The following is a 13411-nucleotide window of genomic DNA, read 5'->3' as shown; positions in this document are numbered from 1 at the left end:
AGTCAGCCTGCCGCGCCGCGCAGCGCGCCGAAGCGCCACGACAGCCGCCGTGCCGCCTGGCTTACCAGCGCGGCGGGCGCGCCTTCCGTGCCGCTGTCGAAGCTGCCGGTCGACCCCATCACCGCGATCACCAGTGCCAGGCTGCCGGTATGGTCGAACACCGGCGCGGCCAGCGTATCGATGCCCGGCACCGGGTGGCTCAGCGCGTTGTCGATCTGCGCCGCGCGCACCCGTGCCAGCCGGGCGGCGTAATCGGGCGCCAGCCTGCCGTCCTCGGCCAGCACCTGCTCGGCGGCAGCACCGGCCATGCGCAAATGGTCGGTCCGCAGCAGGCCGGCGAGCACGTTGTCGGGCAAGTGCGCCGCCACGGTGCGGCCGATCGCGGTATGGACCAGCGACAGCACCGTGCCGACGCGCAGGCTGACATGCTGCGGCCGCGCCGATTCCTCCAGCCTGACCACGGTCGGACCCATCGGGCCCAGCACGGCCATGGCCACGCTCAGGCCGGTGGTGCCCGCGAGTTCGATCACTTCGGGCTCGGCCTCGCGCGTCGGCGATAGCCGCTGCAGCGCGACCAGCCCGAGCTCCAGTCCCAGCGCGCCACACAGGTAATTGCCGGCGGCATCGCGCGCAAGCAGCCCGGTCTTCTGCAGGCTGACCAGGTGCGGGAATGCCTTGGCCGCGGGCATGCCGGCGGCCAGCGCGAGGTCGCGCAAGGCCAGCGGGCGCCCAGCGGCCACCAGCGCGCCGAGCAGTTGGCCGGTGCTGTCCAGGGACTGGATGCCCCGCTGCGTCTTGCCGCCTTCGGCGTCGGTATCCGGACTGGCGATGCCGGCCGGATCGGGTATGCGGCTCGGGCTCATGCAGGGCTTTCCTCTTCCTTTCCTTCCGCACCTTCGTCGCGCAAGGCCGCGGCGATATCCGCCGCCGCTGCCAGCAGCGCCCGTGCGGCGGTGCCGCCCCAGGCGACGTCGATGGCGCCGGTCGAACCGACCAGCGTCAGCACCAGCCGCAACGCCCCGGCAGCGTCCAGCACCGGCACGCTGAGGCTGCTGATCGCGGGACTGGGCGTGTCGATGCTGCGCTCGATACCGCGCTCGCGGATTGCCTGCAGTGCGGCGCTGAAGTCCGCCTGCTGTGCGTCGGTCGCGTCCGGCTGCTGCGCGCGCCACAGCGGCTGCCACTGCGCCGGCGGCCCGAACGCGCAGTAGACGCGGCCGGTGGCCGTGGCCGCCAGTGCCATCACCGTGCCAACGTGCAGGTTCACGTGCAGCGGCGCGCTGGCGGGTACGTAGCGCACGATGGTGGGCCCTTGCGGCCCGGCGATGCTGATGGCCACGCTGAAGCCCGACGACTGCGCCAGCGCGTCGACGCGCGGCAGCGCGGCGCGGTAGGCCGGATCCTGCTCCAGACGCAGCATGCCAAGCTGCAGCGACAACGGCCCGGGCTCGTAGCGGCCGGACACGTGGTCGCGCTTGAGCAGGCCCAGGCGCGTCAGGCTGACCAGGTAGGCGTGCGCCTGCGCTGGCGCCAGCTGCGCGGCCTCGGCCAGCGCTGCCAGCGGCATCGGAACGCGCGCCGCCGCCAGCGCAGCCAGCAGCCGGCCGCCGACCTCCACACTCTGGATGCCGCGCTGGGCCTTGTCTGCCTTATCTGCCGTGCCTGCTTGTTCCGGCTTGCCTTCCCTTTCAGCCTTGCCGGCCGCGCCGGTTGCCTTGCCCCTGGCCATCGCCACCCTGTGTGATCGGAAAACCCGGATATTAATCGAACGCCATCCGCGCGCCCTCGGATCAGGGTTAACCCGCGGCAAATTACAGCGAGAACCCGTTCCCTCGGCGGCCTTCTATAAATTTGTTATAGACGAACGAATTAGCTATTGATTAATCTGGCGGCGTTTCCTAAGATTGCACTACCCCGTCGCAACACGCAGGCACCACCGCGTGGAAGACCCATAGAAACGGGGGCGAGACAGCCCGTGCCGCCGTCCAGTCCTGCGGCACATGCAAGCGCAAATACGAGCGCACGTGCCGTCTTGCCTCCCCCACACCAAGGAAGACGCCATGTCCAAGGCATTCGCATCCCAGGCCGACCTCGAAGCCAAGCAAGTCACGTTTACCCAGCTGTCCGAGAACGCCTGGGCCTACACCGCGGAGGGCGACCCCAATTCCGGCGTCGTGATCGGCGACGACGGCGTGCTGATCGTCGACACCACCGCCACGCCGGCGATGGCGCAGGACCTGATCGCGCGCATCCGCACCATCACCGACAAGCCCATCAAGTACGTGGTGCTGTCGCACTATCACGCGGTGCGCGTGCTGGGCGCCTCCGCCTACTTCGCCGAGGGCGCGCAGCAGGTCATCGCCAGCCGCGGTACGTGGGAAATGATCGTGGAGCGTGGCGAGGCGGACATGAAGTCCGAAATCGAGCGCTTCCCGCGCCTGTTCGCCGGTGTCGAAACCGTGCCCGGCCTGACCTGGCCGACGCTGGTGTTCGAGAAGGAAATCACGCTGTTCCTCGGCAAGCTGGAAGTCCGCATCGCCCACCTGGGCTCGGGCCACACCAAGGGCGACACCGTGGTCTGGCTGCCGCAGCAGAAGGTGCTGTTCTCCGGCGACCTGGTCGAGTACGACGCCGCCTGCTACTGCGGCGACGCCCAGCTGGAAGAATGGCCCGCCACGCTCGACGCGCTTCAGGCGCTCAACCCCGAGAAGCTGGTCCCCGGCCGCGGCCCCGCGCTGACCACGCCGGAAGAGGTAAGGAAAGGCCTCGCCTACACCAAGGACTTTGTCACCACGCTGTTCCAGTCGGGCAAGGAAGCCGTAGCCGAGAAGCTCGACCTGAAGGCCGCGATGGCGCATGCGCGCTGCGCCATGGATCCCAAGTTCGGCCAGGTCTTTATCTACGAGCACTGCCTGCCGTTCGACGTCTCGCGCGCCTATGACGAAGCCAGCGGTATCCGCCACCCGCGCATCTGGACCGCGCAGCGCGACAAGGAAATGTGGGCCGCGCTGCAGGACTGAGCAACCGAAGACCCATAACAAGTCGGGCAACACAGAGTTGGATGGAGAGACAGGCAATGAGCAGCATCGACTACCAGCGGATGTCGTTTGAGTACCAGCCGTGCGCGGAACAAGGCGCCGGGCAGGCGGATAGCACGGTCCATCCTGTCGTGGTGGTGGGCGCTGGCCCGATCGGGCTGGCCACCGCCATCGACCTGGCGCAGCGCGGCGTGCGCGTGGTGCTGGTCGACGACGACTGCACGCTGTCCACCGGCTCGCGCGCCATCTGCTTCGCCAAGCGCACGCTGGATATCTTCGACCGGCTGGGCTGCGGCGAGCGCATGGTGGAAAAAGGCGTGAGCTGGAACGTCGGCAAGGTGTTCCTGCGCGACCAGCAGGTCTACAGCTTCGACCTGCTGCCGGAAAGCGGCCACCGCCGCCCGGCCTTTATCAACCTGCAGCAGTACTACGTCGAAGGCTACCTGCTGGAGCGCGCGCAGGCTCTGCCCAATATCGAGATCCGCTGGCACAACAAGGTGGTCGGGCTTGAGCAGCGCGCGGACGGCGCGGTGCTGACCATCGAGACGCCAGAAGGCTGCTACCCGTTGGGCGCGCGCTACGTGGTGGCGGCCGATGGCTCGCGCAGCCCGATGCGCAAGCTGCTGGGCCTGGACAGCAAGGGCCGCACCTTCCGCGACCGCTTCCTGATTGCCGACGTGAAGATGGAAGCGGATTTTCCCAGCGAGCGCTGGTTCTGGTTCGACCCGCCCTTCCACCCCAACCAGTCTGTGCTGTTGCACCGCCAGCCGGACAATGTCTGGCGCATCGACTTCCAGCTCGGCTGGGACGCCGACCCGGTGCTGGAGAAAACGCCCGAGCGCGTGATCCCGCGCGTGCAGGCGCTGCTCGGCAACGACGTGAAGTTCGAGCTGGAATGGGTCAGCGTGTACACGTTCTCGTGCCTGCGCATGGACAGCTTCCGCCACGGCAATATCCTGTTCGCCGGCGATTCCGCGCATGGCGTGTCGCCGTTCGGGGCGCGCGGCGCCAACAGCGGCGTGCAGGATGCGGAGAACCTGGCGTGGAAGCTGGCCTACGTGCTGCAGGGCCATGCAGCCGACAGCCTGCTCGATACGTACGCCAGCGAGCGCGAATACGCCGCTGACGAGAACCTCCTGAACTCGACCCGCGCCACCGACTTCATCACGCCAAAAAGCGCCGTCAGCCGCGTGTTCCGCGACGCGGTGCTGACACTGTCGAAGCGGCACGCCTTTGCCCGCGGCCTGGTCAACAGCGGTCGCCTGTCGGTGCCCGCGGTGCTGCACGGCTCGCCGCTGAACACCGGCGACGCCGATGACGGCTATGCCGGCAACATGGTGCCGGGCGCGGTCTGTGCCGATGCGCCGGTGTCCGGGCCGCAGGGTGCCGGCTGGCTGCTGTCGCACCTGGGGCAGGATTTCACCGTGCTGCTGTTCGGCAATCCCGATGCCATCGATGCCGCCACGCTGGCAGACCTGTCCGCGCTCAGGCAAGGCAACGTACCGCTGCGGCTGGTCTACGTCACGGATGCGGAGCAGCCGGCGATGACCTGTACCAACGCCATCGTGCTGCGCGACGACCAGGGCCTGGCCACGGCCCGCTACGGCGCCAGGCCCGGCACCTGCTACCTGGTGCGGCCCGACCAGCATGTGTGCGCACGCTGGCGCCGCGCGGACCCTGCCGCGATCCGCGCCGCGCTGGCGCGCGCCACCGGCGCCGGCCTGGCCGCACCGGCCCCGGACCGGATCGCCGCCTGAGGCACGCCGGACAGCACGAGAACAGGAGACGACAACATGCCCGCCACCCTCAATACGCAACCCAACCTGGCCCGGCCCGACGATTTCTATGAAGCGCTGATCGAGATGCACCGCGGCCTCGACGACGCCCAGAGCCAGGCCGCCAACGCGCAGCTGATCCTGCTGCTGGCCAACCATATCGGCGACCACGACGTGCTGCTGGCCGCGCTGCAGGCAGCGCGCGAAGGCGTGGCCGACATGCCGTCCGCGGTAGCGCCGGCAGCCTGACCCGGCACGGGCGCGGCCAGGCCGCGTCCCATTCCGCTCTTTCCCCGCGCTTTTCCCCCGGCTGACCCCGGGCCGCCAACGAGCGCGCAACAGACGCGCCCGGCGGCGCCATCCCTGGCTGCAACCATCCCGACGCAACGCCCGCAGCCACCACCGTACGGAGACAAACAGCATGAGCCATCCGGTCTCAGGGGACCTTGCGTCCCTGCATCTGACGCCCGCGACCCCCACCACCCTTCCCGGACTGCCAGCGCTGGCGGCGCGCGAGGAAGACGCGCTCTACCGCAAGGTGTGGCTGCGCATCATCCCGTTCCTGTTTATTTGCTACGTGGTCTCGTTCCTGGACCGCATCAACATCGGCTTCGCCCAGTTGCAGATGAAGCAGGACCTTGGCTTCAGCGATGCCATGTACGGCCTGGGCGCCGCGATCTTCTACGTCGGCTACGTGCTGTGCGAAGTACCGAGCAACATGCTGCTGGCGCGCTTCGGCGCGCGCCGCACCTTCACCCGCATCATGGTGCTGTGGGGCCTGGCCTCGGTGGGCATGATGGCCGTGTCGACGCCGGCGCAGTTCTACACGCTGCGCTTCCTGCTGGGTGTGTTCGAGGCGGGCTTCTTTCCCGGCATCGTGCTCTACCTGACCTACTGGTTCCCGGCACGGCGCCGCGCCGCGGTGATGGCGATCTTCTTTGCCGGCGTGGCGGTGGCGGGTGTGCTCGGCGGCCTGGTCTCCGGCTGGATCATGCGCGACATGGCCGGCGTGCTCGGCCTGCAGGGCTGGAAGTGGATGTTCGCGATCGAAGGCGCGCCCGCGGTCTTGCTGGGACTGATCGCCGCGCGCTGCCTGGTGGACGGCCCGGAACAGGCCCGCTGGCTCAGCGCCGACGAGCGCGCTTACCTGACACGCGCCGCGGCGGGCGAGGCGGGCAACGCGGCCGAAGCGAGAAAAGGCGGCCATTCGCTGCAGGCGCTACGCACGGTGCTGCGCAACCCGCGCGTGTACCTGTTCGCCTTTATCTACTTTTCGCTGACGTGCGGCTCGCTCGCGCTGAGCTTCTGGATGCCGCTGATCATCCGCGACTTCGGCATCAGCGACGTGATGTCGGTCAGCCTGTATTCCGTGGTGCCCAATGCCGTCGGCGCGGTGGGGCTGATCCTGATCGCGCGCCATTCGGACCGCAGCGGCGAGCGCCACCGCCATTTCCTGCTGTGCACCGCCGGCGGCGCGCTGGCGCTGGCCGCGCTCACGCTGCACCCGACCAGCCTGGCGGCAATGCTGGCGATCCTGTCGGTTGCCGCGGTGCTGATCTTTGCCGCGCTGCCGGTGTTCTGGTCGCTGCCGCCCAGCTACCTGCCGGGTGCGAGCGCAGCGGCCGGCATCGCCATGATCAGCAGCGTCGGCATTACCAGCGGCATCGTCAGTCCGTGGGTGATCGGGCAGATCAAGACCCGCACCGGCAGCCTCGACCATGCGCTGTTGCTGCTGGCGGCGCTGCTGCTCGCCAGCGGGCTTGCGATGTGGCTGGGCGTGCCACGCCAGCCCGCGCAAGGATCCCGCCAGGCCGACCAGGAGTAATCAGAAGGCAGGCCTGCCACGGGTTTCGTCAAACCGGAATGTCCGCACCCGAGCGGGTGCGGCGCTTAGTGGGACCGGCCGCAGGGGATGACCTGCGCGATCTCCTCGCGCACCACCTCGACCACATCGTCGATCTCCAGCCCTTCAGCCGTCACCAGCACATCCTGTCCGCGGCCGATCGCGTAGACCACGCCGCGCCAGCGGCCGGGCTCGACCGCTTCGTTCAGGCGGATATTGAATTCGGTGTCCTGGTCCTGGCTGTACACGGTCACCAGGTCGCCAACCTGGGGTGCCCGCACAGCTTCTCCGTCGAACGCCCGTGCCACCACGGTCACCGGCGACTGCGTCAGCCCCCTGGCAAATCTTGCACGCATGGCCCGCTCCTCTAATGCAATCCAAATCCAGCTTACAAGAGGGCCGCCAAATAACCAGAAATTTCAGTGCGGAAGTCTGGCTTGCTGCCCTCCGCGCATTGTCCAGGGCTACTTCTCCGGCCTGTCAGACGCCGCCGGATAGACAGCCGGCGTAGATCGCCGACAATAAAGGAATCGACAGCCGAGGAGACAGCAAAATGGGCACCAGCATACACGTTGTGCCGCATCAGGACGGCTGGGATGTGATCCGCGAAGGCGCCCGCTACGCCGAATCCCACCATGCCACCCAGGAAGAAGCCATCGCCGCCGCGACTACGCAGGCGCAGCGCGACCGTGTTGAATTGCTGATCCATGGCCGCGATGGCCAGATCCGCTCGCGCAACAGCTTCGGCCACGATCCGCGCACCATACCGGGCTAAGCCCCGATCCCGAGACCGCGCCGGGAGCGCCGGAAACCTGGCCATCCCGGCTATAAAACCTGGCTACAAAATCTGTTTGCGGGATTTCGGCGCCTTCGGCTCTGAAGCCGGATAGTCGTATCGCTGCGCCGACTGCGGTCCCTCGTTCACCGCGGGCGACCCCGGCGTGGCGGGCGTGGCCGGTGTCGCGCGGCCGCTGCTTGCAGAAGGGGAAGCTGGCGTGGCTGGCGTGGCGCGGCGCGTATCGCCTTGCCCCGGCTTGACGTCGGATGCGGCTGTGCCAGGGGCGCGCGTGTCGGCGCCTGGCCGCGTGGTCGTGGTCTGTGCCCAGGCCGGCACGCTCAGCAACGCGGCCAGTGCAAAGCTTGCAAGGTGCTTCATGGCGGTCTCCTTGATCGGTCGGCCAACACGCTTGTTCCCGGCCGTGAAGCCGGGGCCGATGCGAAAGTCGTGCCATAGCCCTCACGCGACGATGCCTACCCCCCGGTACGGTCCGGCGCCACGCGCACGTGGTTGACCACTTCGCGCACGCCGCCAGCCGCGCGAATGCAGGCTTCGATCGCTTCGCTGCCCGCATGCGTGCCGATCGCGCCCTCGATGGTGACGCGCCCATCGGCGACGTTGAGTGCGATTTCGCTGACATCCAGGCCGCTGTCCCACAGGCGAGCGCACAGCTTTGCCTGCAGTGCGGTGTCGGCGGCCGTGACAGCCGTGCCGCGTGGATTGGTGCGCGGCGGATTCGACGGATCCTGCATGCGTGGCCCTCCGGCGTCAGTACATGCGCATGCCGTGGCCGGGGTGCACCGCCGAAGTGTCGCCCCGCGCCACGCGCAGGTGGTTGACCACCTCCCTGACGCCATAGACCTCATCGGCGACATCCTCGATCCCGTACTTCTGCTGGCGCTGCGGCACGCTGCCCTCCAGCGTGACCACGCCCTGCTCGACCCGAACCTCGACATCTTCCACCTGCAACCGCGCACTGTGCGCGAGCTGCTCGCACAGGTCCTCCAGGATGCGCGCGTCGCTGCGCTGATAGTTGCGTGGGCCTACCGGCCGAGCCTGGCGCGGGCCACCGCGGTAAAGGTCCATGCGCTCGTTGTAGCCGGTGAACTGGCGGTAAGGATCGCGCCCGCGCGGCGCCTGCCGGGCGCGTGCCTCGGGCGGGCTGCCCGACTGCCCGCCCTGCGTGCCCTGCGTGCCGCCGAACTCGCCGGGGTCCACCGGCTCGTCATAGTCGTAGACGCCATAGGCGCCCACGTAGTGGCTGCGCATGTCGGTGTCTGGCCCGGCGCTTTCATGCCAGGGTTCTCCACGCCGGTTGTCTCTACGGTCCATTGTCGTCTCCGCTTGCAGCACCGCAATCTGCAGCACCGCGATTTGCAGCACCGCTAATTACAGCACCGCTATTTCTGCCGCGGCGGCAGCAGGCCGCGGTCGGGCTCGCTGAGCTTGCCGGCGCGCAGCTGCTGCACCGCGCACGCCAGCGCGCGTGCCACGTTATCCACCTCGACCTGCACGCCTTCATCCTCGTCCAGTTCAGCGTGGCTGGTGGCATAGGGCTTGTAGTAGCCGATAAACCGGTCCAGCCGCGCCTGCTGCCCGGCATCGACCAGGCCCATCCAGTCGAGCCAGTCGGACAGCGCGCGACGCACGCCTTCGATGCCGGCCACGTCCCCGTGGACCACCAGTCCGTAGGTACGGCCTGCGAGGTGCTTGGGGTAGTCCCACCCCGCCAGTTCGATCGACTTGGCACGCACCGCGTCCTTGCCCTGCGTGCTCGTCGGATCCGGGTTGCCACCGTCGGCGCAGACCAGCCGGTCCATCATCAGCTTCAGCGGACTGGTGGCCTGGTACCAGTAGACCGGCGTGACGATCAGCACGCCATGGCAGCCGGCCCAGCGCGGATAGATCTCGTTCATCCAGTCGTTGACCTGGCCGAGCGCGTGGTTGGGGTAGCAACTGCACGGCCAGTGGCACAGCGGCATCGACGTCGAGACGCAGCCCTTGCATGGATGGATGTGCAGGTCGGCATCAGAGCTCAGCAGGCTCAGGTCGAGCATATCGACTTCCATCGCCTGCGCTTCCAGCGTGGCGCGCGCACGTTGTGCCAGCCGCCAGGATTTCGACATCTCGCCGGGGCAGGTGTAGTCGTTGCGCGCGGCAGCACAGACCAGGAGCACGCGCGACGGCGTGGCGGGGTCGGCCTGGCGTTGCTGGGCCGCGCGGATCGCCTCGCTGGCGGCACGCCATTCGTCGGACAACTCATAGTCCGGATCGGCGAAGCCGGGGCCCGCCTTGCGCTTCAGCGGCGCCTTGCGGCCTTCGTGGTACGCCTCCCACGCAATGCGCTCAAGCCGCGCCAGCGCATCATCCTCCGCGCGGTATGCAGGGTCGGTGAAGCGCGCCATGAAGCGCAGCCGGAAGGTGTCGCGCGGAACCGGCCCGGTCACCTGTCCTATGCGCACGTCGGCGGGGTCGCCCGGATGGCGCGGCTTGCGGGGTGCATCCGGCGCCGGCGGGTCCGGCTTGTGCGTCGGGTCTGGCATAGGTGTCTCCGTGGTTCTCTCGTGCATGCCCTGCTACCGGACATGCAAGATAGACGCCATCGTCCGTCACCAAGTGCGCCGCGCGCTGCCACGCAGCTTTTACAAGGTCCCGGCTGACGCTGCATGTACATTTTTCCCCGCTTGGGCGCGCCAATGACGCGGGCACGACGCCCGGGCGGCGCCTGGCCGGTGACACCACGCTGGCACGGAACCTGCCGCCGCTGCCATAAATTCCACTCCGGGTGCCGACATGGACATCGTGGAAATTCTGGCCGATCTGATGCGAAACGCCGTGGGCGAAGGCGATGACCTGTTGTGGTGGCAAGGCGCGGTGCGCGCCGCGATAGTCTTCGTCGGCACCTGGGCGATGCTGCGGCTGGCGGGGCGCCGGGCCTTCGCGCAGAAGTCTTCGTTCGACCTGTGCATCGTGCTGCTGCTGGGCGCGGTGCTGGCGCGCGTGGTGGTAGGTGCGACGTCGTTCGCGGTGGCCTTCGCCGCCGCGTTCGTGCTGGTACTGCTGCACCGCGCGGTGGGCTGGCTGTCGGGCCGCTATCCCGCCTTCGACCGTCTCACCGGCGGGCATGCGCTCGACCTGCTGAGCCAGGGGGAGCTGGATAGCGGGCGGGTGCGCCGTGCCATGCTGACCGAGGAAGACCTGCAAGCCAACCTGCGCGCGACGCTGCAGACCGACAGCTTTGCCGACCTGACGCGCGTAGTGCTCGAGCGCGACGGCAAGGTGACGTTCGTGCGCCAGCCCAGGGACGACGAGCCCGCGAAGCAAAGCCCGGCTGCGGCCACGCCGACCGTGTCGCGCGGCAATGGGGTGCCGGTCCGGCCCCGGAGTGCGCGTCAATGAGCCGCCCCGAGGCTGCCACCGGTTCCGGCGATCACCGCAGCGTCGCCCGTTATCTGCGGCGCCAAGGGATCCACGTAGTCACCGCGGAATCGTGCACGGCGGGACTGATCGCCTCGCGCATCGCCGAGGTGCCGGGCTGCGGCGATGTCCTGTATTGCGCCATCGTGGCGTATTCGCCGTCGGCCAAGGAGCAGTTGCTGCGTGTGCCCACGGAAACCATCCGCCGGCACGGCCTGACCAGCGAAGAAGTATCAACGGCGATGGCGCTTGGCGCGATGCAACTCAGCGGCGCCGACCTGGCTCTGGCGAACACTGGTGTCGCCGATGACGGCGGCGATGGCGACACGCCGGCCGGCACGCAGTGCTTTGCGTGGGTATTCCGCCGGCCCGGCCATGCCGGCCATGATGTGCTGGCGGCGCCGGCGGGCGTGGCGGTGTTCACGGAAACCCGACGCTTCCCCGGCGAGCGCAACGCCGTGCGGGAAGCCGCGGCGGACTGGGCGCTGGCCCGGATCTGCCATTACCACCAACTGGCGCGCCGCGGCGAAGGCAACCGCACCGCGGCCCGCGACTGAATTGCCGGCCACGCCTCGCGGCGCAACGGCATAACCCAGGGCCCTGGGCCCGACCGACGTAGTCTTGCAATGGAGACCCATATGAAACGCATCCTCGCTACCACGGCACTGGTCGTCGGCGCCGCGCTCTGCCTGCCGGCCTTCGCCCAACAGGCTCCGGCCTCGCCTACCGCGCCGAATCCAAGCGCGCCACCGATCGAAGGCGCCGGCGCTTCGCGCAACCAGCCAGCCGCCACCGACATGACCACGGCACCGGCCGACACCACCAAGGACACCGCCAAGAAGTCCAAGGCGAAATCCGGCAAGGAGGCAAACACCGCCCGCAGCAAGAAGCCACGCGAACAGGGCACGCCGTCGGCACCGACCGCCGATGCGCCAAGCGGCCCGAAGGGCGATTCACCGGACCCGGCGCCCAAGCAGTAAGCGCGATCCCGGCGGAGCTGCAGCGGACGGGCTCACGCCGGATGGGCGCTGCCTAGGTATCCCCGCGCAGCGCCCGGGTCGCCTGCGCCAGCGCGGCTTCGCGCTCGCGCTTGCGCCAGCGGTGGCAGCGCCACAACTCTTCCAGGTAAGGCAGGCCGGCCAGCAAGGCTACCGCGACGAACAGTCCGGCCAGGTAGCCCGGCGGCAGCGGTGCGGGTTTCCATGCCAGCGCCAGCCGCGCCGGTTCGCTGCCCGCGCCGAACAGCGCCAGGAACTGGCCCCAGTACATCACCACCACATATGAGGCGGCAGCCATCGGCAGGACTTCGAGCAGGCTATGCATATGCTGCTCGACCGGCGCGATACGGCGGCGCTTGCTCGCGTACTGCACGTCCCACCACGCCGTGGCCTCGTGGAGCACGAGCGCCGCCAGCACCACGGCGATCACCAGCGCATTGACCTCCAGGAACAGCACCATCAGAAGGGGCAGGCCGACCTCGGCCAGCATCAGCATGTGCAGCCAGGATTCGCGCACGCCGGCGTTGCGCTCGATGTGCGTCAGGCGGTGGCACAGCCAGTCGCCCGCGCCGGCCAGCAGCCACAGCGGCACCAGACCGTACATCAGCACCAGGCGCGCGGCATGTTCGAACGCTTGCAGGTCTGCAGCAGCAGTGGGCATGGTGGATGAGACAGTGTCCCGATTGTTCCGTTACGGACGCGCCGGTTGCGACGGTTGCGAACGGTATTGTTGGCGCAGCACCCGGAACAGCTCATGGCTGACCTGCACGCCGCGGTACTGGCGCCGCACCACCGCGCGCAGGCGCGAGCCCAGCACGTGCGCGCGGAGCGCGCGTGCATAGCGCCGCTGCACCGCCTGTTCGCCCTTGCTGACCGCGTGCAGGATGGCGCGATCCGAACGGTGCTTGCCGGACCCGGCGCTGCACGCCGCGGCCGGCATGGCCTCCGGCAACTGCCCGAGCTGCAGCAGGCACGCCTGCAGTTCCTGCGCCGCCAGGGCAAAGGCATTGGCGCGGCTGGTCAGCACCGACTTGAGATGCGGATTGGCAGCGGCGAGCGCCGCGCGCCGGCAATCGTGTTCGCCCTCGCGCGAGACCGCGATGAGCGCGTTGAGCACCAGGATCTTTTTCTTTGCCATCGCACACCTGCCTGGTCCGCGGCCGGACCCGTAGAGTCATCGATCAGGGCCGGCCGAGCCCGGCGGTTGCCGGCGGTCGCCCCGCAGCTGGCGCATGTCGGCGCCGGACAAGGATAGTGGCCCCGCGCCCGCGTTGCCAGTGCTGTCGCGCGCCGCGTTGAAGGCCCGGTGCGATGCCGCTTGCCCGGCCTTGCGCGCTTCGCGCATGCCGCGCAGGTTCATCGCGATCAGCGCCAGCTGCAGCACGATCAGCGCGTAGGCATCGCCATGCCATCCCCAGGCGATCCACAGCACGTTGCTGGCCATGAACACCCAGAAACCTGCGCGGCGCCGCGCAATGGAGCGCGACCCGACCAGCCATGTGGCAAGCACCGTCACCACCATCGCCGGCCACTGCGTAGCCTCCAGCCACCAGTCCATGCAC

The 13411-nt window shown here is 68.8% G+C and carries 18 protein-coding genes; 8 read left to right on the top strand and 10 right to left on the bottom strand.

The window, feature by feature from the left end; all coding sequences use genetic code 11:
- Positions 1–2 precede the first annotated feature (2 nt).
- Together LPA45_RS18275 and LPA45_RS18270 are read right to left on the bottom strand one after the other, a co-directional pair.
- Positions 3–863, bottom strand: a complete 861-nt coding sequence (locus LPA45_RS18275; RefSeq protein ID WP_317921621.1) for an IclR family transcriptional regulator — start codon at positions 861–863, stop codon at positions 3–5.
- Positions 860–1729 (bottom strand): IclR family transcriptional regulator, encoded by an 870-nt coding sequence (locus LPA45_RS18270; RefSeq protein WP_317921622.1) that lies wholly within the window; start codon positions 1727–1729, stop codon positions 860–862. The genes LPA45_RS18275 and LPA45_RS18270 overlap by 4 nt, the downstream gene beginning before the upstream one ends.
- A 331-nt stretch (positions 1730–2060) precedes the next feature.
- On the opposite strand from LPA45_RS18270, the gene LPA45_RS18265 reads away from it, so the two are divergent.
- From LPA45_RS18265 to LPA45_RS18250, 4 genes are all read left to right on the top strand, one after another.
- Entirely contained in the window at positions 2061–3020 is a 960-nt protein-coding gene (locus tag LPA45_RS18265) for an MBL fold metallo-hydrolase (protein WP_317921624.1), read from the top strand.
- 56 nt (positions 3021–3076) lie between these two features.
- On the top strand, positions 3077–4795 hold the full coding sequence (locus LPA45_RS18260) for an FAD-dependent oxidoreductase (protein ID WP_317921625.1): 1719 nt from the start codon (positions 3077–3079) through the stop codon (positions 4793–4795).
- A 36-nt stretch (positions 4796–4831) separates the two neighbouring features.
- A complete protein-coding gene (locus LPA45_RS18255) occupies positions 4832–5062 on the top strand; it encodes a DUF2783 domain-containing protein (RefSeq protein WP_116321442.1) in 231 nt (76 codons plus the stop codon).
- Positions 5063–5234: 172 nt separating this feature from the next.
- Entirely contained in the window at positions 5235–6638 is a 1404-nt protein-coding gene (locus tag LPA45_RS18250) for an MFS transporter (RefSeq protein ID WP_317921626.1), read from the top strand.
- Positions 6639–6703: 65 nt separating this feature from the next.
- Here the strand turns inward: LPA45_RS18250 and LPA45_RS18245 are convergent, their stop codons facing one another.
- Positions 6704–7012 carry a hypothetical protein gene (locus LPA45_RS18245; RefSeq protein WP_116321444.1) on the bottom strand — a complete coding sequence of 103 codons (309 nt, stop codon included), beginning with the start codon at positions 7010–7012 and terminating at the stop codon, positions 6704–6706.
- A gap of 197 nt (positions 7013–7209) precedes the next feature.
- Between LPA45_RS18245 and LPA45_RS18240 the strand changes: the two genes are divergently transcribed.
- Positions 7210–7431, top strand: coding sequence for a DUF2188 domain-containing protein (locus LPA45_RS18240; protein WP_116321445.1), 222 nt, complete (start codon positions 7210–7212; stop codon positions 7429–7431).
- A gap of 63 nt (positions 7432–7494) precedes the next feature.
- Here the strand turns inward: LPA45_RS18240 and LPA45_RS18235 are convergent, their stop codons facing one another.
- The 4 genes from LPA45_RS18235 to LPA45_RS18220 form a co-directional block, all read right to left on the bottom strand.
- Positions 7495–7812 carry a hypothetical protein gene (locus tag LPA45_RS18235; protein ID WP_317921627.1) on the bottom strand — a complete coding sequence of 106 codons (318 nt, stop codon included), beginning with the start codon at positions 7810–7812 and terminating at the stop codon, positions 7495–7497.
- 95 nt (positions 7813–7907) lie between these two features.
- The gene (locus LPA45_RS18230) at positions 7908–8186 is read right to left on the bottom strand and encodes a BON domain-containing protein (protein WP_317921628.1); all 279 of its coding nucleotides are present in this window, start codon (positions 8184–8186) and stop codon (positions 7908–7910) included.
- Between the two features lie 16 nt (positions 8187–8202).
- Positions 8203–8766, bottom strand: a complete 564-nt coding sequence (locus LPA45_RS18225) for a BON domain-containing protein (protein ID WP_116321499.1) — start codon at positions 8764–8766, stop codon at positions 8203–8205.
- A gap of 68 nt (positions 8767–8834) precedes the next feature.
- Complete coding sequence (locus LPA45_RS18220; RefSeq protein ID WP_317921631.1) at positions 8835–9977, bottom strand: flavodoxin family protein; 1143 nt, start codon at positions 9975–9977, stop codon at positions 8835–8837.
- 250 nt (positions 9978–10227) lie between these two features.
- On the opposite strand from LPA45_RS18220, the gene LPA45_RS18215 reads away from it, so the two are divergent.
- The 3 genes from LPA45_RS18215 to LPA45_RS18205 all read left to right on the top strand — a co-directional run bounded on the left by LPA45_RS18215 (position 10228) and on the right by LPA45_RS18205 (position 11831).
- Positions 10228–10833: a DUF421 domain-containing protein gene (locus LPA45_RS18215; RefSeq protein WP_116321449.1), complete on the top strand. Its 606-nt coding sequence runs from the start codon at positions 10228–10230 to the stop codon at positions 10831–10833.
- Complete coding sequence (locus LPA45_RS18210; RefSeq protein WP_317921633.1) at positions 10830–11408, top strand: CinA family protein; 579 nt, start codon at positions 10830–10832, stop codon at positions 11406–11408. Before LPA45_RS18215 ends, LPA45_RS18210 begins: the two co-directional genes overlap by 4 nt.
- Positions 11409–11489: 81 nt before the next feature.
- A complete protein-coding gene (locus LPA45_RS18205) occupies positions 11490–11831 on the top strand; it encodes a hypothetical protein (protein WP_116321451.1) in 342 nt (113 codons plus the stop codon).
- 52 nt (positions 11832–11883) lie between these two features.
- Here the strand turns inward: LPA45_RS18205 and LPA45_RS18200 are convergent, their stop codons facing one another.
- From LPA45_RS18200 to LPA45_RS18190, 3 genes are read right to left on the bottom strand one after another with little or no spacing between them, the layout of a single operon-like run.
- On the bottom strand, positions 11884–12510 hold the full coding sequence (locus tag LPA45_RS18200) for a diguanylate cyclase (RefSeq protein WP_317921635.1): 627 nt from the start codon (positions 12508–12510) through the stop codon (positions 11884–11886).
- 30 nt (positions 12511–12540) lie between these two features.
- The gene (locus tag LPA45_RS18195; protein WP_317921636.1) at positions 12541–12987 is read right to left on the bottom strand and encodes a PA2169 family four-helix-bundle protein; all 447 of its coding nucleotides are present in this window, start codon (positions 12985–12987) and stop codon (positions 12541–12543) included.
- Between the two features lie 36 nt (positions 12988–13023).
- Complete coding sequence (locus tag LPA45_RS18190) at positions 13024–13407, bottom strand: hypothetical protein (protein WP_317921637.1); 384 nt, start codon at positions 13405–13407, stop codon at positions 13024–13026.
- Between the last annotated feature and the right edge of the window lie 4 nt (positions 13408–13411).

Origin of the sequence: Cupriavidus sp. Agwp_2 (genome assembly GCF_040784895.1) — a bacterium.
GTDB lineage: Bacteria > Pseudomonadota > Gammaproteobacteria > Burkholderiales > Burkholderiaceae > Cupriavidus.
Note: the sequence above shows the minus strand (reverse complement) of the source record. Positions and strands in the feature narration are given on the sequence as shown.

What these genes read in the sequence shown, in the direction of transcription:
- LPA45_RS18255 (WP_116321442.1), top strand. Translation starts at nt 4,832, where the DNA reads ATGCCCGCCACCCTCAATACGCAACCCAACCTGGCCCGGCCCGACGAT.
- LPA45_RS18215 (WP_116321449.1), top strand. Translation starts at nt 10,228, where the DNA reads ATGGACATCGTGGAAATTCTGGCCGATCTGATGCGAAACGCCGTGGGC.
- LPA45_RS18190 (WP_317921637.1), bottom strand. Translation starts at nt 13,407, where the DNA reads ATGGACTGGTGGCTGGAGGCTACGCAGTGGCCGGCGATGGTGGTGACG.
- LPA45_RS18260 (WP_317921625.1), top strand. Translation starts at nt 3,077, where the DNA reads ATGAGCAGCATCGACTACCAGCGGATGTCGTTTGAGTACCAGCCGTGC.
- LPA45_RS18225 (WP_116321499.1), bottom strand. Translation starts at nt 8,766, where the DNA reads ATGGACCGTAGAGACAACCGGCGTGGAGAACCCTGGCATGAAAGCGCC.
- LPA45_RS18240 (WP_116321445.1), top strand. Translation starts at nt 7,210, where the DNA reads ATGGGCACCAGCATACACGTTGTGCCGCATCAGGACGGCTGGGATGTG.
- LPA45_RS18245 (WP_116321444.1), bottom strand. Translation starts at nt 7,012, where the DNA reads ATGCGTGCAAGATTTGCCAGGGGGCTGACGCAGTCGCCGGTGACCGTG.
- LPA45_RS18275 (WP_317921621.1), bottom strand. Translation starts at nt 863, where the DNA reads ATGAGCCCGAGCCGCATACCCGATCCGGCCGGCATCGCCAGTCCGGAT.
- LPA45_RS18250 (WP_317921626.1), top strand. Translation starts at nt 5,235, where the DNA reads ATGAGCCATCCGGTCTCAGGGGACCTTGCGTCCCTGCATCTGACGCCC.
- LPA45_RS18220 (WP_317921631.1), bottom strand. Translation starts at nt 9,977, where the DNA reads ATGCCAGACCCGACGCACAAGCCGGACCCGCCGGCGCCGGATGCACCC.
- LPA45_RS18270 (WP_317921622.1), bottom strand. Translation starts at nt 1,729, where the DNA reads ATGGCCAGGGGCAAGGCAACCGGCGCGGCCGGCAAGGCTGAAAGGGAA.
- LPA45_RS18230 (WP_317921628.1), bottom strand. Translation starts at nt 8,186, where the DNA reads ATGCAGGATCCGTCGAATCCGCCGCGCACCAATCCACGCGGCACGGCT.
- LPA45_RS18205 (WP_116321451.1), top strand. Translation starts at nt 11,490, where the DNA reads ATGAAACGCATCCTCGCTACCACGGCACTGGTCGTCGGCGCCGCGCTC.
- LPA45_RS18200 (WP_317921635.1), bottom strand. Translation starts at nt 12,510, where the DNA reads ATGCCCACTGCTGCTGCAGACCTGCAAGCGTTCGAACATGCCGCGCGC.
- LPA45_RS18235 (WP_317921627.1), bottom strand. Translation starts at nt 7,812, where the DNA reads ATGAAGCACCTTGCAAGCTTTGCACTGGCCGCGTTGCTGAGCGTGCCG.
- LPA45_RS18210 (WP_317921633.1), top strand. Translation starts at nt 10,830, where the DNA reads ATGAGCCGCCCCGAGGCTGCCACCGGTTCCGGCGATCACCGCAGCGTC.
- LPA45_RS18265 (WP_317921624.1), top strand. Translation starts at nt 2,061, where the DNA reads ATGTCCAAGGCATTCGCATCCCAGGCCGACCTCGAAGCCAAGCAAGTC.
- LPA45_RS18195 (WP_317921636.1), bottom strand. Translation starts at nt 12,987, where the DNA reads ATGGCAAAGAAAAAGATCCTGGTGCTCAACGCGCTCATCGCGGTCTCG.